This is a genomic window from Corallococcus terminator (assembly GCF_049194865.1).
Lineage (GTDB): Bacteria > Myxococcota > Myxococcia > Myxococcales > Myxococcaceae > Myxococcus > Myxococcus terminator_A.
The window spans coordinates 42,144-62,279 of record NZ_JBLZWL010000082.1; the positions used below are offsets into that span (position 1 = coordinate 42,144).

The following is a 20,136-nucleotide window of genomic DNA, read 5'->3' on the forward strand; positions in this document are numbered from 1 at the left end:
CCTGAAGACCTCGTGGTGTTCACGGGCCCGGGGGCCAGAGCGCGCTGACGCTCGGGTCCTCCGCCAGATAGACGACCCAGATTCTCTCTCCCGGGCGACGCTGGACGTCCAGGACGTGCGGCGACGGCATGGCACCGTGCAGCAGCTCACCGTGCACCGTGAAGACGTACTCGAGTCGCACCACGGTGCCCGCCGCCACGGATGGGACGAAGTCCCGCTCCACGCGGGTGAGCTCCGCCGCCGCGGGCAGGCCCCAGCGCAGCGCGCGCAATCGCTGGCGTTGCTCGCGCCGGAGCGACGAGGGCCAGGCCGTACGCCGCAGCAACATGCCGAGCCCACCGAGGATGGCGGCCGGCACGCCCAGGGGTCGCAGGTAGGCCACCGCCACGGGCAGCATCAACGCGCCCACGGTGAGAAGGAACGTGCCCAGCGTGTGCCGCGAGTTGCTCGCCGGACGCCACACGGCCTGACGCTGCGCCCGGGTGAGTGCGCGCGGCGGCAACGGCGGCGGGCCACCTCGGGCCGCGCGCAGGACCTCCGACAGCGAGCCTCCACAGACCGAGCAGCGCTCGTCGGGCCCTACCAGGACGACGTGCGCGCACGCGGGACAGACCCAACGCGCATCCACGGACTCTCGCGTCGGCTGGCCATGTCGTTGCACAGCGGAGCATGGGAGCACCACCCCGTGCTCCCGCGCAACCGGCCATGGGGATGAAACCCTTGTGGAATTCAGCTCCCGTGCGCCGTCAGGTACCGTGGCGAAGTGTCGTCACTCTGAACTGAGCGCGCCCGTCCGAAAAGGTCCTACACGCTCATCAATGACGGTTCGAGTCCGTCCACCTCCACTTGTTTATGGGGGTGACGCCGCGGGTGCGGCACCTGACTCTTAATCAGACCCCAATGGCTTGTTCACTCGGGCGCGCTCAAGCCTCCCTTTTCTGATGTCACCTCATCCCACGGACGACCCACCGCTTCGGTGCGGGCTCGGGCGTCGCCGTGGCATGAGCCGCCGTGAATCAGCCTCGAGGCACTCCCGCCAGCGCCAGCACCCGTGACTCCAGGTCTGGATGACTCGCGAGCGACTGCTCCACCCAGCCCGAGACGAGCTGGGCGACGTCGGCCTTCGCCTCGGGATTCGCGAGCTGCTCCTGCGTGGGCCCGTGCCACACAGTGTGCGGCACGACGAGCTCCACCACTGCCGTGAGATGTCGCAACAACGCCGCATCCGTGAAGGACAGCTCCTCCTGCTCGGGACCCCGAGCCTTCATCCTGGCGCGCAGGGCCTTGCGCAAGCCGAGCACCAGCCCGTCATGGTGCGTGCCATCGAGCGTGCACTCGCGCAGGTTCGCCCACGACCTCACCCCGTGGCCAAGCGCTTCGCCCCACTGAAGCGCGAGCCGTACCCGCGTCGTGCCCGCCTGCCCCTCGAAGCTCCAGGGTGCATGAATGGGTCGAGAGGAGTCGGAGAGCTCGACGCAATAGTCCGGGAGCCCTCGCCTGCGCTGGTAGCGCGCATCCAACCCTGACACTTCGTCGCGGAGACGCCAGGAGATGCCCGCGTGAAAGGCCGAAAGCGACGCGAGCCTTTCCCTCAACCACGTCACGGAGAATCGATTGAACGGGTCGAAGATGGTCGCGTCCGGCGTGAACGCGATGTGGAGGCCGGTCTCCGAGGCGGACGGCTCCGCGCCGGGCGCGACGGCATGGGGTTCGCCCTGGGGAAGCCCTTCGCGGAAGCGCTGACGCGAGCGCTGCCCTCCTGCCCAGGCGACGACCTCGAGCGACGAGGCGAGCGCGTTGACGAGCCCCAAGTCCACGTAGGGAATCGCGAAGATGACGCCCCGGGGCATTCCAGGCCGCGTCTCCGCGTTCATGTCGAAGTTCACGAACGTCAGCCACTGCCCGACCTCCGCGATGGGCGATGTCCCGGAGGGCAGGGGCCATGGCCAACCATCGAAGGAAATCCCGCAGGAGCCATCCGCGCCCAGGGACAGGGAGATCTCCCGTACCCGCCCCTCCCTGCCCGCGATGACCCCCAGCAAGAGCAGGGACTCAGCAAGTCGGGTCAGGCCGTATCCCGCCGTGTCTCCGATGTACATCCCCGGCCGCCGGCGGATGGCCTGACGCAATTCCTCTCCACTGGTTTGCATGTCCGGACAATACCAGACAGGGGTCCAACACCCAGGTATTCATCACTCGTGGAGCGCGATTTTCGAGGGCCGGAATCAACGCCGCCTCTTGACTCCCGCCAGCGCCAACACCCCGAAAATCACGAGCCCCGGAGCACTGGAACAGCCTCCCTCCGAGGCCTCGTCCGGCGTCTCCGGTTTGGGGTCTGGAGGCGGTGGTGTGCAGGGTGTGAAGCAACGACAAGCGTCGTCTCCCCGCGACTCCAACCGGGCGCAGAGCCCTCCCGCTCCACACGCGGAATCCTCGGTGCAGGTGGCTCCGAAAGAGCCCTCTCGAAGCGCGGGCAGGAGGCAGCGACCTGGCGCGCCCTCCGTCGTGACACACGTGAGTCCAGAGGGGCACTCGGCGTCCCGCTCACAGGCTTCACGGCACAGCGCCTCGGGCGCGAGCGTGGGCTCCGGCGCGGGTGGAGCGCTCGCGAGGAACGGCAGGATGAAGTCCTCCAGCAGCGCGTCCACCCGCATGTTGACGGCCTCGGCACGGCAGGCCACGTCACCGCTCACGGTGAGCCCGATGAGGCCTCCGTCGCTCGCGAGCACGGGGCCTCCGCTGTCGCCCACGCAGCTCATGCCCGGTGAGGGACCTGCTCGAAAGGCCGCGGACTCCACGCTCGTCACCTGGAGCGTCCCCTGGCGCCGACGACCCGACGGTGCATTCACATCCTTCGTGTCGCCGTAGCCCACGGCTCGCACGCGCGTGCCCTCGGACAGGGCCTCACCGGCCTCGGGAAGAGACACGGGCGTGACCTCGACTGGGGCCGCGAGCCGCAGCAGCGCCGCGTCATAGGCGTGCGTGCTCGGCACATAGCGCGGATGGATGACCGCTCGAGACACGCGGATGAAGCGACCCGAGGCCTCCGGGGTCGGCGACACCACCGCTCCGAAGAACACCTCGTGCGCGCCCTCCGCGCCAAACAGGTCCAGACAGTGCGCCGCCGTCAGCACCACGTCCGGCGCGATGAGCACTCCGGAGCAGAGCAGCAATGGCGACTCTCCGCTGCACCGTGTCCGGCGAGCGACCAGCGCCACGGCGGCGACATCATCAGGCGCCTCCGTGCCCTGGACGATGGGGTGTGACACCTGTCCCAGGAAAGCGGCTGTGGCTCCGCGCTCCTCCGCGCCCTGGACGATGGGACGTGACACCCGCCCTTCGGCAGCGGCTGCCTCTCCACGCTCCTCCGCGACGGGTGTGCACGCGACCAGCCCTGTCAGCACCACGAACACGAGACATCGCGCGACGCGAAGTGCATGTTCTCCAAGCGTCAGGCGGTTCACGGTGACCTCTCCAGTGCGAGACAGTCCTTCATCCAGGCGGCCCTCGGTGGTTTGCTCGCGTGCGGGCGCATGGGTCGGCGACTCGCCCTTCACCGCCACTGATGCCAGGCCCCGAGGAACACCGATGCCCTTGTCGATTCGACCCGAGACGCCCGCCGACAGCGCCACCATCGAACGGCTCACCGCCGCCGCGTTCCTGGACGCCCCACACACGAGCCACACCGAGCAGTTCATCGTCAACGCGCTCCGACGGGCCGGAGTGCTGTCCGTGTCCCTGGTCGCGGAGGACGACGGTGTCATCGTCGGCCATGTCGCGCTCTCGCCCGTCAGTCTCTCGTCCGGAGAGACGGGCTGGTACGGCCTGGGCCCCATCTCCGTGCTGCCCGAGCGCCAGGGCCAGGGCATCGGCGCCCGACTCATGACGTCCGCGCTGGCCGAGCTGCGCAACCTCGGCGCCTCGGGCTGCGTGCTGCTCGGCGACCCGGCCTTCTACCAGCGCTTCGGCTTCCTTCCTCGACCGGGCCTGGTGCTGCCCGACGTGCCCGCGGAGTACTTCCAGGCAATCTCCTTCTCCGGACACTGGCCCGTCGCGCAGGTGACCTACCACGACGCATTCAACGCGACGGAGTGAGCAAGACACCTCACTGCGCCGCACGCCCTTCGCGAGCGGCCTCCTCCGCCGCCGCTTCGGTCAGCGTGCGAACCTCCTCACGCAGCTTCACCAGCCGGACCCGGTGGCGATTGAGGAGCGTCTCCACCTGACGCAGGCGCTCCGGGTCTCCTCTCGCCTCCACTATCTCCCGCTCGTGCTCCAGCCGCTCCACCTCGCGCCCCAGCAGCGTGGTGATGTGCGTCGTCTTCTCCAGCTTCCACTGCGCCGTCTGGGGCAACTCCGGCTGAAGCTCGTCATTCACCTGCGGCGGAGGATTCGCCACCTCCGGCTCCGGCGCCACATCCCCGGGCCGCAAGCCCACCACGGTGGCGTCACGTGGGGCCGCCTCGGACTCCGGCGGGGGCTCGGGGGCGGGCGCCGCCGCTGGAGCGCGCGCGGGTGGAGGCGATGACGGCGGCGCGGAGGCCTCCTCCATCACCTCGGGGGCACCCGGAGCCTCCGACGACGGGGCCGAGGGCCACAGCAGGCCCAGCGTCACGGCCACGCCGAGCGCCACTCCCGCCGCCAGCATCAGTCGGTTCCGACTCTTCATCGCTCGCCCTCGTCAGAAGCGGACGCGCCAGCCACCGGCGTGACGCTCCACGCGCAACAACCACGGCTCCTTGCCCACCTCGCCGTCACGCGCGATTCGCGCTCGCACCAGCACCGCGTCCGCATCCCTGCCATCCAACTTGGACTCGACGATACCGACAAGCGACAGGCCGTGCTCGTGCATCTCGCGCACGGCCTCCTCGCACGGACGCATGCTCCCCCCGGTGGCCAGCAGCGGTCCCAGCACCGCGCAGTCCTCCGAGGGAAGCGCCTCGAAGAAGCGCCGCACCGTCTCCTCCGCGGCCTCCGTCTTCGAGGCCGTGGACGAACACGCGAGCAGGGCCCACACGGCCCCGCTCACCCACACGCCCCTGCTTCCACGACGCATGCGCATGTCTCAGTAGCAGTTGGAGGCGAACAGCTCGTCGTCCGTGGCGGACACGAACTGGTCATCACACCAGGCGCTCGCCAGCACGTGGCCGTTGCGCACACAGCCGTCGTGGTTCGTCGCGTCCAGCGTGTACTGGGTGTCGCCACCGCACCCGCCGCCGCAGCGGCCGAAGCAGTTGCCCATCACCTTCGGGCGCGACCAGTGGTCCGGCTCGCCGCACACCCAGGTGCTCCCGCTCATGTAGAACTCATCCCCGCCGCACGACGTGTGGTCGCCGAGCTGGGCAATCTGCTGGTTGCCCGCGAAGTTGAAGTTGCCCTTGTTGCAGTCGTGCTTCGCATACGAGTACCAGTTGTAGGCACCCCCGCAGCTCCCGGTGTTCTTGCCGTTGCAGCGCGCATAGCTGCACAGCATGGTGTAGCCACGGCCCTGCTCACCCATCACCGTGCGCTGGAGCTCCACGGTGGACGGATGCTGCGCCCACAGACCCACCGCGCGGCGCAGATACATCGCCTCCGGAGCCGCCGCGTCACCCGCGGGCAGCTGGGCGCTCAGCGCGTCGTAGAACGCCGACAGCAGCTCCCGGTCCGCGTCCGTCAACTGCGTGTCCGCCGCGCCCTCATCCGCGAAGCCATCCATCGTCGACACACCACTGGCCGGGTCCAGCAGACCGGCGAGCGTCATCCCGCGCAGCCTCACCTCCAGGCTGTACACACCGGGCTCCACCTCCCGCGCGGAGAACGAAACCTCGCCTCCGTCCCGAGCAAAGGTGCCGCGCGTGTCGCCCGTCTCGGCGGACAGCGCCAGCCCCTCCTGCCTGGGCTGAGAGGTCTCACCACCACAGGCCCACAGCATCAACGTCGCGACCGCACAGAGCGCCTTGCGCATACCGTTGCATTCCCTCCGGCCAGGGGACTTGGCCCCGAAAGACAAACGGTGGTACCGGGCGCCCTGCTCTCACTCAAGGCCGGGTGCGTCACATGCCCGTGACTCACCCCTCCCGTGTGAAACATGAACCATGTCTCACGGGTGCGGAGAGACCCGGCCCGACTTCAACGCACACCCGGGACACGGAAGACCGGCAGCGTGCCGGCGACCCGCTCCAGCTCCACGCCTCCGTCCGGCAGCGACTCCCGCGTGCCGATGACGAGCAGCCCTCCCGGCGAAAGCCGCGCCACGAGTCCCGCGAGCACTTCGCGCTGCAGCGACGGCGCGAAATACGTGAAGGCGACATTGCGACACAGCACGAGGTGGAACGGCCCCGGTGGCATGCGGGCTCGCAAGTCCTCGTTGAGGAAAATGAGACCCTCACGGTAGTCGGGGGTGAGACATGGCTCGACAGCGGGGCCGGAGAAGACGCGGGTGCGCCAGTCCGGAGGCAGCTCGCGCAGGGTGCCCTGGGGGTAGCAGCCCCGTCGGGCGCGGGCGAGCAGGGCCGCATCCGCCTCCGTGGCGAGCAGCTCCAGCCGAGCCTGGGGAAAGCGCGGCAGGAGGCCCAGGCGGAAGAGGATGCTCACCGTGTAGGGCTCCTCGCCGGACGCACAGCCCGCGCTCCAGACACGGAGCACGGGGGAGGACTCGAGCAGCGCGGGGAGCAGGTCGTCCCGCAGCGCATCGAAGACGCGAGCGTCGCGGTAGAAGCGGGAGATGGTGATGCGGCAGAGCGCGTCCAGCACGGCCCACTCCTCCGGGTCCGACTCCAGGCGCTCGCGATACGCGGCGACGTGCGCGAGCCCCAGCTCCTGGAGCCTCCGCCCCAGGCGCTTGCAGACCTGCCCGCGCACGCGGTGAAAACCCTCCAGGCGCAATCGCAGCCGGGGCGCGGCCCAGCGCAGCAACTCCCTGCAGTCGTCGTCCTTCAACGCGCGCTCCCGCTCACGTCCCGCCCCGACCCCGTCACCATCCGCGTGTGCCTCCTGCCCGCGCTGGCGAGCCCACCGGGAGAATGTCAGGCGCACCAGGGGACGGGCGAGCGAAGCAGGCCGGGATGTGGCATGACGCTCGGACGTTTGCGTTGAAAACTGGAGGATTCTGCCCTTGAAGAGACTGACTGCGCTCACCCTGTCGGCGGCCCTGGCGGCGGCCGGCTGTACTCATGGCTCCGCGGCCACCGAGCCGACCACCCCTCCCGAGCAGGCCACCGCGCCCGCCGCGCCCACGCCGGAGGCAGCGCCCGCCGCCCAGCCGATTCCTCCCCCTCGCACCGCCGACGTGCTCTCCGGCACCGCGGAGGCCTTCACCGCCGCGTGCACCGCCGACATCGAGCGGGCCCAGGGCCAGGTCACCGCGCTGAAGAAGCTGGACGCGCGCAAGGACGGCAAGGCCGTGCTCGCGGCGTATGACGAGGCGACAGGCTCGCTCATCTCCGCGGCCAACCGCGCAAGCCTCGCCCGCGAGGTGCATCCGCTGCCGGCCTTCCGCGACTCCGCCCGCGAGTGCGAGCAGCGCGTGGACACCACCAACGTGGAGATTTCGCAGGACCGCGGCGTCTACGACGCCCTGTCCTCCGTGGACCTGTCCCAGGCGGATGGGCCGACGAAGTACTGGATGGAGCGCACGCTGCTCGACTTCCGCCGCGCCGGCGTGGACCGCGATGATGCCACGCGCGCGAAGGTGAAGTCGCTGAACGAGGAGCTGCTCAAGCTGGGCCAGCAGTTCGGCAAGAACATCGCCGAGGGCGTGCGTCAGGTGTCCCTCACGCCGAAGGAGCTGAACGGGCTGCCCGAGGACTACGTGAAGGCGCACCCGGTGGGGAAGGACGGCAAGGTGGCCATCACGACCAACTACCCTGACTACTTCCCCTTCATGACGTACGCGAAGGACGGCAAGGCGCGCGAGAAGCTGTGGCGCACCTACCGTCAGCGCGCGTTCCCGGGCAACCAGGAGGTGCTGTCGCAGCTCATCGCCAAGCGGTACGAGCTGGCCACGCTGCTGGGCTATCCGAGCTGGGCCGCGTACACCACCGAGACGAAGATGACGCGCACGCAGCAGGCGGCGTCGGAGTTCATCGACCGGCTGGCGGCGGCCACCCAGGCTCGCGCGAAGCAGGAGTTCGCGGACCTGCTGGCGCGCAAGCGCAAGGACGTCCCGAGCGCCAAGACGCTGGAGCCGTGGGACCAGGACTACTACGAGGACCGGCTGCGCGCGGAGCGCTTCGGGTTCGACTCGCAGGAGGTGCGGCCCTATCTGGAGTACGGCCGGGTGAAGGCGGGAGTGATGGACATCACCTCGCGCATCTGGGGGATTGAGTACCGCCGCGCCGACGACGCGAAGGTGTGGCACCCGGAGGTGGAGGCCTACGACGTGCTCGACGGAGGCACGCTCCTGGGCCGCATCTACCTGGACATGCACCCGCGTGACGACAAGTACAAGCACGCGGCGCAGTTCGACCTGGCGTCGGGTCAGGCCGGAAAGCGGCTGCCGGAGGGCACCCTGGTGTGCAACTTCGCGCGCCCCGGCGAGCTGATGACCCATGACGAGGTGGAGACGTTCTTCCACGAGTTCGGCCACCTGCTGCACGCGGTGTTCTCCGGCAAGCAGCAGTGGGCCGGAATCACCGGCATCCGCACGGAGTGGGACTTCGTGGAGACGCCGTCGATGCTGCTCCAGCAGTGGGCGGGCAATCCCCAGGTACTGAAGGAGTTCGCGAAGCACCACCAGACGGGGGCGGCGATTCCGGCGGAGATGGTGGAGAAGCTGAACGCGTCGAAGGAGTTCGGCAAGGGCCTGTACGCGCGGCGGCAGTTGTTCCTGTCGGCGGTGAGCCTGGACTACTACTCGCGCAAGCCGGGCTTCGACACGACGACGGCGCTGGTGGAGCAGCAGACGAAGCTCAGCCCGTTCAAGCACGAGCACCGCCCGGGTACGCACTTCGAGTTGGCCTTCGGGCACCTGGATGGGTACTCGGCCGCGTACTACACGTACCTGTGGTCCTCGGTCATCGCGAAGGACCTGGAGACGGAGTTCCAGAAGAAGGGCTACCTGGACCGTGAGACGGCGATGAAGTACCGCCGCACCGTGCTGGAGCCCGGTGGCTCCAAGCCCGCCGCGGAGCTGGTGAAGGACTTCCTCGGTCGCGACTACGGCTTCGACGCGTACCGCGCCTACGTGGACGCGGCGAAGTAGTCGCGCTGGCTGTACCTGGGGAGCCCGTGTGTCACGGGCTCCCCTCGTCGTCTTCCTTCGCGAGCGCGGCGTCGAGCTCCGCGCCCAGCGGGTAGATGACCAGGTGCCGCGAGGGCTCGCTGCCGTGGCTCACCGCCTCCAGCGGGTAGCGGCTCACCAGACGGTGCTGGAGCTTTCGCACCCGGGACTGACGCGGCGCCAGGGCCACCGAGACACCTTCGCTCAAGGCCCGCCGCACCGCGTGCTCGGCTTCCGTGACGGCGTCGCGGACCTCTTCCTCGTCCACGCCCTCCAGCACGTTGAAGAACGCCTTCAGCGCCCGACGCAGCTCCGTCGAGCTGGCGCGCTTCACCGCCTCCACGTGCGCGCCTGTCTTCGCCACCACCCGCCGCATCCTCGGGTCGTTCGCGCGCGAGCGCAGCGTCACCACCAGGTTCGCGGACTCCAGCCGGCTCACCAGCCGGACCTCCACCGGCAGCTCGCGGAGCACCCGGAGCAGCAGGTCCCGGTTCACTCCGTGCGGGTAGAGGCGTGTGAGTTCCTTGGGCTCCTCGGCCGGCCAGGCTTCGGCGGACTCGTCGACGCTGCGTGAGGAGAAGCGCGTTGGCCGTGTCGCGGGAAGTGTCGAGGGGTGGGTTGTGCCCAGGGATTCGGGTGAGTCGATGGGTGCGGGATTCGACGCAGGCTCTGGGATGACAGTCGGCGGTGGGGGCACGACATCCACGTCCATGAGGGGGATGGGCGACGTGGTTTCCACCGCGTCCTGCCGTCGCCGCGCGCCGCCCACGTCCTTGCCGGCCAGCAACCGGTCCACCGCCTCCGCCGTGTCGGCATGCACGCGCACCTCGTCGCGGCTCACCATCTCCACCACGATGTCGAACGTGGGCGGCGCCTTGCGCTCGCTCACTGTCTTCTGCGTGCGCCGACGCCGCGCCTCCTCGTCGCTCAGCGTCACCGTGTGCACCCCGCCCACGAGGTCCGACAACGTGGGGTTCAGCACCAGGTTCTCCAGCGTGTTGCCGTGCGCCGTCGCCACCAACTGCACGCCGCGCTCGGCAATCGTCCGCGCCGCCGACGCCTCCGCCGAGGTCCCAATCTCATCCACGATGATGGCCTCGGGCATGTGGTTCTCCACCGCCTCAATCATCACGTCGTGCTGCCGGTCCGGCCTGGACACCTGCATCCGCCGCGCACCCCCAATCCCCGGATGCGGCACGTCCCCGTCCCCGCCAATCTCGTTGGACGTGTCCACCACCATCACCCGCTTGCCCAGGTCATCGGCGAGCACCCGCGCCACCTCGCGCAGCTTCGTCGTCTTCCCCACCCCGGGCCGCCCCAGCAGCAACAAGTTGCGCCCCGAGCCGATGAGGTCCTTCAGCATGTCGATGGTGCCGTAGACCGCGCGCCCCACCCGCAACGTCAGCCCCACCACCCGCCCCCGCCGATTCCGGATGGCCGAGACGCGATGCAACGTCCGCTCGATGCCCGCCCGGTTGTCCTCCCCCGGCGCCCCCACCCGCTCCAACACCTGCTGCAAGTCCGCCAGCCCCACCGGCTCCTCTCGCAGCCGCACCACCCGGTCCACCAGTCGCGCCTCCGGCGCCCGCCCCAAATCCAACACCACCTCCAACACCTGCGTGGAAGCGAGCGCTCGCACCACCTCCCGCAACCCCTCCGGCAGCACGTCCACCAGCAACAGGAAGTCGTCAGCAACGGCGGCATCGGCACGCGATGAAGTCATGGCGCTCCTCATCTACTGGAGCCTCGACGCCGCTTCCACGACATCTCCCGCTTCCCCCCGAGGCCCCACCCAGGGCAACCCGCTTCACCTCCGCATCCCCCCACACCCCACGCAAGGCCCCGTCCCTCCCGTCCACCCAGCCCCCCAGGGCCTCCTCCCCGTTCACTGTCCGGCGCGAGGCCTTGGAGAGCGTCTTGCTTTGCCCCGACCCGGCTCCGCCAGGCGCGGCGCGGCGAACGGGGGAAGAGGACGTGACATCCAGGCTTCACGAACGAAGGCGCGTGCCCTGGCTCGCGAGCGCGGGCTGCATCCTGCTGCTCGCGGGCTGCAAGGGCGACTCCCTGCCCAAGGCCCGCGTCCTCCCGGGGGACGACAATCCCCACGCCCAGAACGACGAGTGCAAGGACGCCTCGAGGGACCCGGGCCGCGTCACCCTGCACCGCCTCAACCGCGCCGAGTACGACGCCACCGTGCGAGATTTACTGGGCGACACCACCCGCCCCGCGCGCGACTTCCCGACGGACGACCACGGCTACGGCTTCGACAACAACGCGGACGTGCTCAGCATGTCGCCCCTGCTGCTGGAGAAGTACGCCACGGCGGCGGAGAAGCTGGTGGAGACCGCCTGGAGCAAGGGCCACCTGCGCACCTGCGCGCTGGACGCCGCCAATCCCGAGCCCTGCGCCCGCGACATCCTCTCCCGCTTCGCGCGCCGCGCCTGGCGCCGCCCCGTGGCACCCGAGGAGGTGGACCGGCTGCTGCGCGCCCTCACGCTCGCGCGACAGCAGGGAGACACACCCGAGACAGGGGTGAAGCTCGCCCTGCGCACGGTGCTCGTGTCGCCTCACTTCCTCTTCCGCGTGGAGAAGGACCCGGAGCCGGAGTCCACCACGCCGCGCCGGCTCGACGACTTCGAGCTGGCCAGCCGCCTCTCCTACTTCCTGTGGAGCAGCATGCCCGACGAGCCGCTCCTCCAGGCCGCCGAGCAGGGCCAACTGCGCACACCCGAGGAGTTGGAGGCCCAGGTGCGCCGCATGCTCGCGGACCCCAAGGCCCAGGCCCTGGTGAGCAACTTCGCCGGACAGTGGCTCTTCACGCGCGCGCTCGAATCCGCGGAGCCGGACCCGACGCTCTACGGCGCCTTCAACGAGAAGCTGCGCGAGGCCATGCGCCAGGAGACCGAGCTGGTCTTCCAGGAGTTCATCACCGGAGACCACAAGCTGAAGGACCTGATGGATGCGCCCTTCACCTATGTGAATGACGCGCTCGCCACCCACTACGGCCTGCCCCTGCCCGGCAGCCGCACGCCGAAGCGCGTGGACCTGTCAGGACATCCGGAGCGCCAGGGCATCTTCGGCCACGGCTCGCTGCTCACCGTCACCTCCAACCCGGACCGCACCTCACCCGTGCAGCGCGGCGTCTGGGTGCTGGAACAGCTGCTGTGCTCCGCGCCCCCTCCACCGCCGCCGAACGTCGAGGGCCTGCCGCCTCCGGTGAATCCTCACATGACGATGAAGGAGCGCATGGCGCTGCACCGCAGCCTGCCCCAGTGCCAGGGCTGTCACCGGATGATGGACCCGCTGGGACTCTCGCTGGAGAACTATGACCCCATCGGCCGCTGGCGGCTGAACGAGGTCAGCGGCGCGCCGGTGGATGCCACGGGAGACCTGCCCGACGGCACCATCCTCAACGGCAGCGTGGACATGCGGCGCCTCGTCAAGGAGGACCCGAAGCTCCCCGCGTGCCTCACCGAGCACCTGCTCACCTATGCGCTCGGCCGAGGCATGGCGGACGCCGACCACTGCGCGGTGAAGGAAATCGCGGCGACGGCCGAGGCCAGCGGGGGACGCCTGAGCGACTACATCCTCTCCATCGTCCTCAGCGACCACTTCACCTCCCGACGGGGAGACACGGAGGCCCAGTCACCATGAGCAAGAAGCTGTCAATCTCCCGTCGGACGTTGCTGCGCGGCGCGGGTGCGCTGATGGCGCTCCCCCTCCTGGAGCGGATGGTGCCCGGCACCGCGCGCGCCGCGGAGGCCCTGCCCACGGCCCGCCGCCTGGCGGTCTTCTACGTGCCCAATGGCATCCACATGGCGAAGTGGACGCCGTCCGGCACGAGCGCCACCTGGGAGCTGACGCCCACGCTCCAGCCGCTGGCGCCCGTGAAGAGCGACGTGCTCGTCATCAGCGGGCTCGCCAACGACGCGGGCAGGCCGGATGGAGATGGACATCACGCCGCGGGCACCGCCGCGCTCCTGTCCTGCACCAAGGCCTTCAAGACGGAGGGCACCGACTTCCACGCGGGCATCTCCATGGACCAGGTCATCGCCAGACACCTGGCCCAGCAGAAAGTCACACGCTATCCCTCGCTGGAGCTGGGCAACGACGCGGGCCGAGGCATCGGAAACTGCGACTCCGGCTATGCGTGCCCCTACGCCAACAACATCTCCTGGGCCGGGCCGCGCACGCCCATGGCCAAGGAGGCGCGCCCCAAGGCCGTCTTCGACCGGCTGTTCGCGGGCGTCGACCCCGGGACGACGCAGGCCCAGGTGGCGAAGCGCCGCGCCTACGGCCTGAGCATCATCGACTTCGTCCGCGACGACGCCACCACGCTGAAGAAGCAGCTCGGCGCCACGGACCTGCGCAAGCTCGACGAGTACTTCACCAGCGTCCGTGATTTGGAGAAGCAGGTGGACGCCCTGGGCCAGCTCGGGCCCGCGTGCGGCATCCAGGTCCCTCCTGGCGAAGACGAAGACCCGCGCACCAAGACGAAGGCGATGATGGACCTCATCGTCCTCGCCTTCCAATGCGACCTCACCCGCGTGGCGACGTTCATGCTCGCCAACGCCCGCAGCAACAAGGTGTATGGCTTCCTGGGACTCAGCGGCGGACACCACGCCTACTCGCATCACCAGTACGTCCAATCCAACTTCGACGCGCTGGCGCGCATCGACCGGTGGGAGGTGGAGCAATACGCCTACCTCGTGCGGCGGCTGAAGGAGGTGCGGGACGCGACGGGCGCCCCGCTGCTCGACAGCTCCCTGGTGTACTTCACCAGCGAAATCGAGGACGGCAACGGGCACATCCACCGGAACCTGCCGGTGCTCCTCGCCGGCAAGGGTGGCGGCGCCGTCGCGACGGACCGTCACCTGCGCGCGCCGGGCATGCCCATCGCGAACCTCTACATCTCCATGATGCGGGCCATGGGTGTCCCCAACGTCACGAGCTTCGGCGCGGACGGCACGGGGGAGCTCGCGGGGCTCGGGGGGTAGTCACCGACACCTCGTGATAACAAGAGCACAACGTCTCCATGCACGCGGAGACGTCCTGACGCATCATCCTCGTCATGCTGCGTCCGTCTTCCGTCGCGCTCCGCTGGCCTCTGCTCGTCCTGCTCGTCCTTCCGCTCAGCTGCGTCCCGGCCTCGAAGCCGAGTCAGCGCAAGTCCTCGACGGCCCAGCGCGCCGCCACCACCGCGTCCCGGGGACAGCCGGCCCCCGCGCGTGGAACACCGCCGCAGGAGCCTCGTCCCTCGCCGCCAGCTCCGGCGAAGGACTTCGCGAGGGACATGGTGGAGGCGCACAACGAGGCGCGCGCCGAGGCCCGGCCCACTCCGAAGCCCGCACTCCCGCCGCTCGTCTGGTCCGACGATGCCGCGCGAAAGGCCGCCTCCTGGGCGAAGGCGTGCAAGTTCGAGCACAACCCGGACCGGGGTGAGTTCGGCGAGAACCTGGCCGCCGCCACTCCGGATGCGTGGGGGACGCGACAGGTGGTGAAGAGCTGGGCGGACGAAGTCACCGACTACGACCACGCGCGCAACACCTGCAAGAAGGGCAAGGTGTGCGGCCACTACACGCAGGTGGTGTGGCGCAAGACGGCCGCCGTCGGCTGCGCCACGGTGATCTGCAAGAAGAACTCACCCTTCGGCGATGCGTTCCCCACGTGGCAGCTCTGGGTGTGCAACTACGCGCCACCTGGAAACTTCGTCGGCCAGCGGCCCTACTGAGTCGCGCTGTCGCGGGTGTGCTGTCCGCGCACCCTTTCGGACGCGCCGTGCGCGGCGGATAATCCGCGCCATGAACCGCTCCTTCGTCCGACCCCTGCTGACCTGCGGTCTCCTCGCGGCCTGGCTCGCCACCGGTGCCGGCTGCGGCTCGGATGAGCCCACCGATGACGGTCCTGACACCGGAGACTCCGGTACGCCCGACTCGGGCTCCGGTACTCCGGACTCGGGCACACCTGACTCGGGTTCCGGCACTCCGGACTCCGGCTCGGGCACGCCTGACTCGGGTTCCGGTACTCCGGACTCCGGCTCCGGGACGCTGTCGCAGTTCGCCCAGGACATGCTCGCGGGACACAACGCCGCCCGCGCCGCCGCGCAGCCCACGCCGAGCCCCGCGCTGTCCCCGCTCACCTGGGACACCTCGGCCGAAACCATCGCGAAGAACTACGCGGCCAAGTGCAAGTTCGAGCACAACGGCAGCCGTGGCAACTACGGCGAGAACCTCACCGCCGCCACGCCGAACTCGCTGACCACCCGGGCCGTGGTGGACGGATGGAGCAGCGAGGTCAAGGACTACAACTACGCCAACAACACGTGCGCGAGCGGCAAGCAGTGCGGCCACTACACGCAGGTGGTGTGGCGCAACACGCAGCGCGTCGGCTGCGCCACGCAGGTGTGCACCGTCAACTCACCGTGGGGCAGCCAGTTCCCCACGTGGCAGCTCTGGGTCTGCAACTACGCGCCCCCGGGCAACTACTCGGGTCAGCGGCCCTACTGAAGCGAGCCCGAGCGCTCAGCGCTCCAGCGCGCGCAGCCACGCGGAGAGGGTGTCGAGCGCATCGCTCGTCACCACCTCCACCCCGGGCTGGTCCTCCCGCGCCGGCTCCGCGAGCCAGTGGTCCGCGCGCGGAATCACCTTCACCAGCGCCCGCCCCGGCGCTCCGGGCCGCAGCTTCAGTCCACGATTCAGCGCCCTCGCCGTGAGCGCCGCGGGCGTCGTCTCGTCGCGCTCACCCAGGAGCGCGAGCACCGGCCCTCGCACGCGGCCCAGGTCCTCCGCCGAGTCGTACGACAGCACGTTGCGCCACACCTTGCGCTGCACCTCCAGGAAGCGCTCCACCGGCAGGCCCTTGAAGGGCGGCAGCGCCGTCACCGCGTACCAGCGCTTGCGCTTGGCCCGCTGGAGCTGGAAGTCGAGCGTCTTCAGCGCACGCGCCTGCCCTTCATCCGTGTACAGGCGCGCGTCGTAGAACACGTCGAGGAACTCCGTCAGGTCCACCAACTCCGGCCCGGTGAGCCCTCGGCGCCGGCCGTCGTTGCGCATGCGGTGCTGCTCCTGCTTCCACACCACCCCGCCTCCTCCGGACACCAACACCAGGAAGCCCACGTCCTCCGGCGCGTGCGCCGCCGCGCTCACCGCCGTCCACGCGCCCTGGCCAAAACCCATCAACCCCACCGCGCCTCCTGGCGCCACCCGCTCGCGCAGCGCCCGCGCCGCCACCACCCCGTCGTCCGCCAGCTCCCGCACTCCGGACACCCACGGCTGACTGTCCCCCGTGGAGCGCCCCGTGCCTCGCGCATCGAACGTGAGCACCGCGAGCCCCTGCCCGACGAGGAACGTCGGATAGGGCTCCAGCGATTCGCGCGTGCCCTGCCCCGCCTCATGCAACAGCACCACCGCATGACGAGGCGGACCTCCCGCCGGCAGCCACAGCGTCGCGGACAGGGTGACGTCGCCCGCCGCGCGCAGCGTGACTTCCTCCGTGCGCATCGGCACCGGCTCCAGCACGAGCGCTCCCGGCCCCACCCCACTCAGCGTCAACGTGGGCGCCCGCCACTGCGCCAGCGCCGCGGGCCGACTGCCCTCCAGCGACCACAGCCCTTCACCCCGAGGCTCCAGCCGCCAGCGCCGCCGCGAGCTGAAGTCCATCAGGAAGGAGGACGACGCATCCCGCGCCACCCGCACCAGGCCCCCGTCGGGCCTGCGCCACACGCCCGCGAAGGGCGGCGGCGCGTCGTCCACGACGGGCGACCGCGCCAGGGCCACGCTTCCGGTGAGCAGCAGACCCAGGCCCACCACCGCGACACTCACGCCAATCCTCGACAACCGCACCTCCCGAAGCCGTGCCTCCGTTCAAGCCGACCTGAAGCCCGGGAGCAACACCGCGTCACGCCCGCGCGCGCACATGTGGACCGCCCGACATCCGAGCCCACGCTCAGCGCTTCAGGTGGTGCTCCAGGAACATCGACGTCTCCGCCCAGGCCATCGCCGCCGCGCGCTCGTCGTAGCGCTTGCCGGAGGGGTTGGCGAACGCATGCTCGCCTTCCAGCTCGATGATGCGGTGGCGCACCCCCGCCACGTTCAGCGCCTCCCGGAACTCCTGCACCGTCTCCGGCGGAATCGACGCGTCCTTCGTCCCGAAGATGCCCAACAGCGGCGCCCGGATGGAGGCCAGCTCCTTCGGGTCCGTCACCGGGTGGCCGTAGTACATGACCGCCGCGTCCAGCTCCGGCAGCTCCATGGCCGCCTGAAGCGACCAGGTGCCACCGAAGCACCAGCCCAGGCTCCCCGTGCGCGTCGCGCGCACCCTCGCGTCGTCCTGGAGGAACACGTACGCCGCCTTCAGCACCTGCGTCGCGCGCGCCGGGTCCACCGCCTTGCGCAGCGCCATCGCCTCGTCCGAGTTGGTGGCCACCTTGCCCTCGTACAGGTCCACCGCCAGCGCCGCGTAGCCGTTGGCCGCGAGCCTGTCCGCCCAGTGCTTGATGTGCGGATTCAAACCCCACCACTCGTGGATGAGCAGCACGGCGGGCAGCGGCGCCTTCGCGCCAGGGGGCAGGCTCAGGTACGCCTTCGTCCCGGCCACCTCCACCTCCTGGCCCTTGAGCTCCGGCGGCGCGTCCTCGCGCAGGGTGTGCATCGCCTTGAACTCGGCCTCGGAGACGGCGCCCGTGGGCGACGGCTCGCGCAGCACCTCCCGGGGCTTGCCCCGCGTGCAGCCTCCCACCAGCAACAACGCGCCCAACAGCAGCAGGTGACGGTGCACGGACGCGCCTTTCAATAAAGAGGGCTGGCAAGGGATTCCCCCAGCCAGCCCTCGTGTCTCCCGCTCCTTCAAGAGGAGCCGGGGATGACTACTTCTTCTGCGCGGCCGACGGAGGCGTCGCGGGAGCGCCCGGAGCACCCGGCGCACCAGCGGGAGCCGCCTCGGGCGGCTTGACGACCTCGATGAGCTCCACCTCGAACACCAGGGCCGAACCGCCCGGGATGTTCGGGGGCGCGCCACGGTCGCCGTAGGCGATGTCGGACGGGCACACCAGCTTGGCCTTGCCGCCGACCTTCATCTTCTGCACGCCCTCCGTCCAGCACTTGATGACGCCCTGGAGCGGGAACTGCGTGGGCTCGCCACGCTTGTAGGAGCTGTCGAACTCCGTGCCGTTGGGCAGCGTGCCCTTGTAGTGCACCTTCACGATATCCGTGGCCTTCGGAGAGTCACCCGTTCCCGGGGTCAGCTCCTTGTAGACCAGGCCGGACTCCGTCTTCGACGCGCCGGACTCCTTGGCGGCGTCCTCCAGGAACTTCTTGGAGGTCTCCTTCTCCTTCTCCGCCTTCTGCGTGCTGCGCGCGCGCGCCAGCTCCTGCAGCTTCGGCCCGTACGTCTCCAGCTCCACCGCGGGCTTGTCGCCCTTGACCTGCGCGGTGAGGCCCGCCTTCACGTACTCCAGCTCCTCGGGAGTCATGTCGAACACGCTGATGCTCTTGCCGATGGACAGGCCGAGCGCGTACAGCGTCTTCTGGTCCTCGCTCTGCGGGTTGGCCGCCGCGCCCGCGGTCGCCGTCGCCGTGGCACTGCCATCCTTCGCGCCCTGAGGCTGGCACGCCCCCAGGCTCAGCATCATCGCAACCAGACACATCTTCCGCATGTGTTTGCCCTTCCTTGGCTTGCAGCGGCAGCGAACCCGCTGCCAGTCACACTTCCCGGAGGGGCGACTTACTACAGAAACGCGCTTCCATCTGCTCCGCGACACTCACTCCGCGCACGACGACGCCTGACTTTGGCGCCCGTTTCAATCAGGTGGGATATTTCTCCACCCGACGTCCTTCAGGGCCTGGACTCAGGGTGATTCGGAAGAGTCCTTCGAGGCGAAAGGAGTCTCCAGCCAGGCGAGCAACGGCTCGCGCAGGGGACCCAGGCGCTTGTAGCCGCTCATGTCCTCCGGGACGGTGCGCAGCACCTGGGCCAGGCGGTGGCGCCGCTCGGGCGTGGGCACCTCGCCGGCCACGGGCGCCAGGTACGTGTGGATGGTGAAGAGGATGGCGCCGGACTGGGGCAGACGGCTGAGCGTCTGGCGCTCCAGGCGCAGGAAGCAGCGCCCGCCGGCGTTCTGGGGAGTGAGCCCCTCGAAGAGGTGCTGCCACTCCGCCCGCGCGCGCGGCTCCATGCACAGCCGCTCCGTGACGGTGACGGCCCAGTTGCAGCGCGTGACGGTGCGCCCCGGCTTGAGGCCGTCCATCAACCGCAGCGTGGCGGCCCCCACCTGCTCGGCGAAGCGCGGCACCGGTGCGTGCACCTCCAACAATGTCCGGCCGAGCTTCTCGTCGAGGCACCAGCCGGAGGGAAAACACAGCTGCCCGGCCACCAGTGGAAAGCCCTCGCGCGTGCCGTCCAGCACGAGCAGGTCCTCCTGAACCTGTCGGCCCACCCAGTCCAGCGGCGCCAGGGGAAGACTGTCCGCGTCTCCCGGGAGGAAGGTCGCCTCCGTGCCGAGCACCTCGTTGCGCCAGTGCCAGCGCCCGTCCTCGCGCTCCCGCCGCGTGAAGTGTCCGGGCGACTGCTCCGCCATCCGCGTCAGCAAAAGCCGCAAAACCTCCCACTGGAGCGGCTCCGTGCCTGGCAATGCCTGGAAGCGCGCGGCAGGATTTTCGCGCAGCAGCGAGTCCTTCAACGCCAGCTCAGCCGCATAATGCGGTGCGTCTATCTCGATGAGTGTTTCACCCGCCCGCAGGGCGCGTACTCCAAGTGCCATCGCATAGGCGTCCTGCTCGAAGGGGAAGTAGGGCAGCACGTGGAACGCGTCTCCTCACCCGCGAAAAATACAGTCTTCATTCCTTCTCACATCGCACCGCGTCACGAAACCCAGGCGTGGAGGAATTCCTCACCGAACCCTTGAGGTCGGGCCTCGCGGAGACGAGGATTCGCGCATC

Annotated in this window: 18 protein-coding genes; 6 read left to right on the forward strand and 12 right to left on the reverse strand. The window is 69.6% G+C overall.

From position 1 onward, the window contains the following. Positions 1–19: 19 nt before the first annotated feature. From ACN469_RS25785 to ACN469_RS25795, 3 genes are all read right to left on the reverse strand, one after another. Positions 20–628 carry a hypothetical protein gene (locus ACN469_RS25785; protein ID WP_498771760.1) on the reverse strand — a complete coding sequence of 203 codons (609 nt, stop codon included), beginning with the start codon at positions 626–628 and terminating at the stop codon, positions 20–22. Positions 629–1,016: 388 nt separating this feature from the next. Beyond that, positions 1,017–2,150, reverse strand: coding sequence for a DNA topoisomerase IV subunit B family protein (locus ACN469_RS25790; RefSeq protein ID WP_498771762.1), 1,134 nt, complete (start codon positions 2,148–2,150; stop codon positions 1,017–1,019). A gap of 75 nt (positions 2,151–2,225) precedes the next feature. Further along, positions 2,226–3,647: a S1 family peptidase gene (locus ACN469_RS25795; RefSeq protein WP_498771763.1), complete on the reverse strand. Its 1,422-nt coding sequence runs from the start codon at positions 3,645–3,647 to the stop codon at positions 2,226–2,228. Here ACN469_RS25795 and ACN469_RS25800 point away from each other — a divergent pair. Next, positions 3,589–4,095 carry a GNAT family N-acetyltransferase gene (locus tag ACN469_RS25800; protein WP_498771765.1) on the forward strand — a complete coding sequence of 169 codons (507 nt, stop codon included), beginning with the start codon at positions 3,589–3,591 and terminating at the stop codon, positions 4,093–4,095. The genes ACN469_RS25795 and ACN469_RS25800 overlap by 59 nt on opposite strands. Before the next feature lie 10 nt (positions 4,096–4,105). Here the strand turns inward: ACN469_RS25800 and ACN469_RS25805 are convergent, their stop codons facing one another. The 4 genes from ACN469_RS25805 to ACN469_RS25820 form a co-directional block, all read right to left on the reverse strand. After that, positions 4,106–4,669, reverse strand: a complete 564-nt coding sequence (locus ACN469_RS25805; RefSeq protein WP_498771767.1) for a hypothetical protein — start codon at positions 4,667–4,669, stop codon at positions 4,106–4,108. A 12-nt stretch (positions 4,670–4,681) separates the two neighbouring features. Then, on the reverse strand, positions 4,682–5,056 hold the full coding sequence (locus tag ACN469_RS25810) for a hypothetical protein (RefSeq protein ID WP_498771769.1): 375 nt from the start codon (positions 5,054–5,056) through the stop codon (positions 4,682–4,684). 9 nt (positions 5,057–5,065) lie between these two features. Further along, on the reverse strand, positions 5,066–5,947 hold the full coding sequence (locus tag ACN469_RS25815; protein WP_498771771.1) for a hypothetical protein: 882 nt from the start codon (positions 5,945–5,947) through the stop codon (positions 5,066–5,068). Between the two features lie 164 nt (positions 5,948–6,111). After that, on the reverse strand, positions 6,112–6,921 hold the full coding sequence (locus ACN469_RS25820) for a CheR family methyltransferase (RefSeq protein WP_498771773.1): 810 nt from the start codon (positions 6,919–6,921) through the stop codon (positions 6,112–6,114). Positions 6,922–7,096: 175 nt separating this feature from the next. Here ACN469_RS25820 and ACN469_RS25825 point away from each other — a divergent pair, with 175 nt between their 5' ends. After that, a complete protein-coding gene (locus tag ACN469_RS25825; RefSeq protein WP_498771775.1) occupies positions 7,097–9,184 on the forward strand; it encodes a M3 family metallopeptidase in 2,088 nt (695 codons plus the stop codon). 31 nt (positions 9,185–9,215) lie between these two features. Here ACN469_RS25825 and ACN469_RS25830 read toward each other — a convergent pair whose 3' ends face one another. Then, entirely contained in the window at positions 9,216–10,925 is a 1,710-nt protein-coding gene (locus tag ACN469_RS25830; protein WP_498771777.1) for a R3H domain-containing nucleic acid-binding protein, read from the reverse strand. A gap of 281 nt (positions 10,926–11,206) precedes the next feature. Between ACN469_RS25830 and ACN469_RS25835 the strand changes: the two genes are divergently transcribed. From ACN469_RS25835 to ACN469_RS25850, 4 genes are all read left to right on the forward strand, one after another. Further along, on the forward strand, positions 11,207–12,856 hold the full coding sequence (locus ACN469_RS25835) for a DUF1592 domain-containing protein (RefSeq protein WP_498771779.1): 1,650 nt from the start codon (positions 11,207–11,209) through the stop codon (positions 12,854–12,856). Then, positions 12,853–14,199 (forward strand): DUF1552 domain-containing protein, encoded by a 1,347-nt coding sequence (locus ACN469_RS25840; RefSeq protein WP_498771781.1) that lies wholly within the window; start codon positions 12,853–12,855, stop codon positions 14,197–14,199. Before ACN469_RS25835 ends, ACN469_RS25840 begins: the two co-directional genes overlap by 4 nt. 74 nt (positions 14,200–14,273) lie before the next feature. Further along, entirely contained in the window at positions 14,274–14,933 is a 660-nt protein-coding gene (locus ACN469_RS25845; RefSeq protein WP_498771783.1) for a CAP domain-containing protein, read from the forward strand. A gap of 70 nt (positions 14,934–15,003) precedes the next feature. Beyond that, positions 15,004–15,708 (forward strand): CAP domain-containing protein, encoded by a 705-nt coding sequence (locus ACN469_RS25850; protein WP_498771785.1) that lies wholly within the window; start codon positions 15,004–15,006, stop codon positions 15,706–15,708. Between the two features lie 15 nt (positions 15,709–15,723). On the opposite strand, the gene ACN469_RS25855 is transcribed toward ACN469_RS25850, so the two are convergent. The 4 genes from ACN469_RS25855 to ACN469_RS25870 form a co-directional block, all read right to left on the reverse strand. After that, positions 15,724–17,022, reverse strand: coding sequence for an alpha/beta hydrolase (locus ACN469_RS25855; RefSeq protein ID WP_498771787.1), 1,299 nt, complete (start codon positions 17,020–17,022; stop codon positions 15,724–15,726). Positions 17,023–17,146: 124 nt separating this feature from the next. Then, positions 17,147–17,977 (reverse strand): dienelactone hydrolase family protein, encoded by an 831-nt coding sequence (locus tag ACN469_RS25860; protein WP_498771789.1) that lies wholly within the window; start codon positions 17,975–17,977, stop codon positions 17,147–17,149. A gap of 88 nt (positions 17,978–18,065) precedes the next feature. Next, the gene (locus ACN469_RS25865; RefSeq protein WP_498771791.1) at positions 18,066–18,854 is read right to left on the reverse strand and encodes an FKBP-type peptidyl-prolyl cis-trans isomerase; all 789 of its coding nucleotides are present in this window, start codon (positions 18,852–18,854) and stop codon (positions 18,066–18,068) included. Positions 18,855–19,046: 192 nt separating this feature from the next. Then, positions 19,047–19,997 carry a heme-dependent oxidative N-demethylase family protein gene (locus tag ACN469_RS25870; protein ID WP_498771793.1) on the reverse strand — a complete coding sequence of 317 codons (951 nt, stop codon included), beginning with the start codon at positions 19,995–19,997 and terminating at the stop codon, positions 19,047–19,049. Positions 19,998–20,136 lie beyond the last annotated feature (139 nt).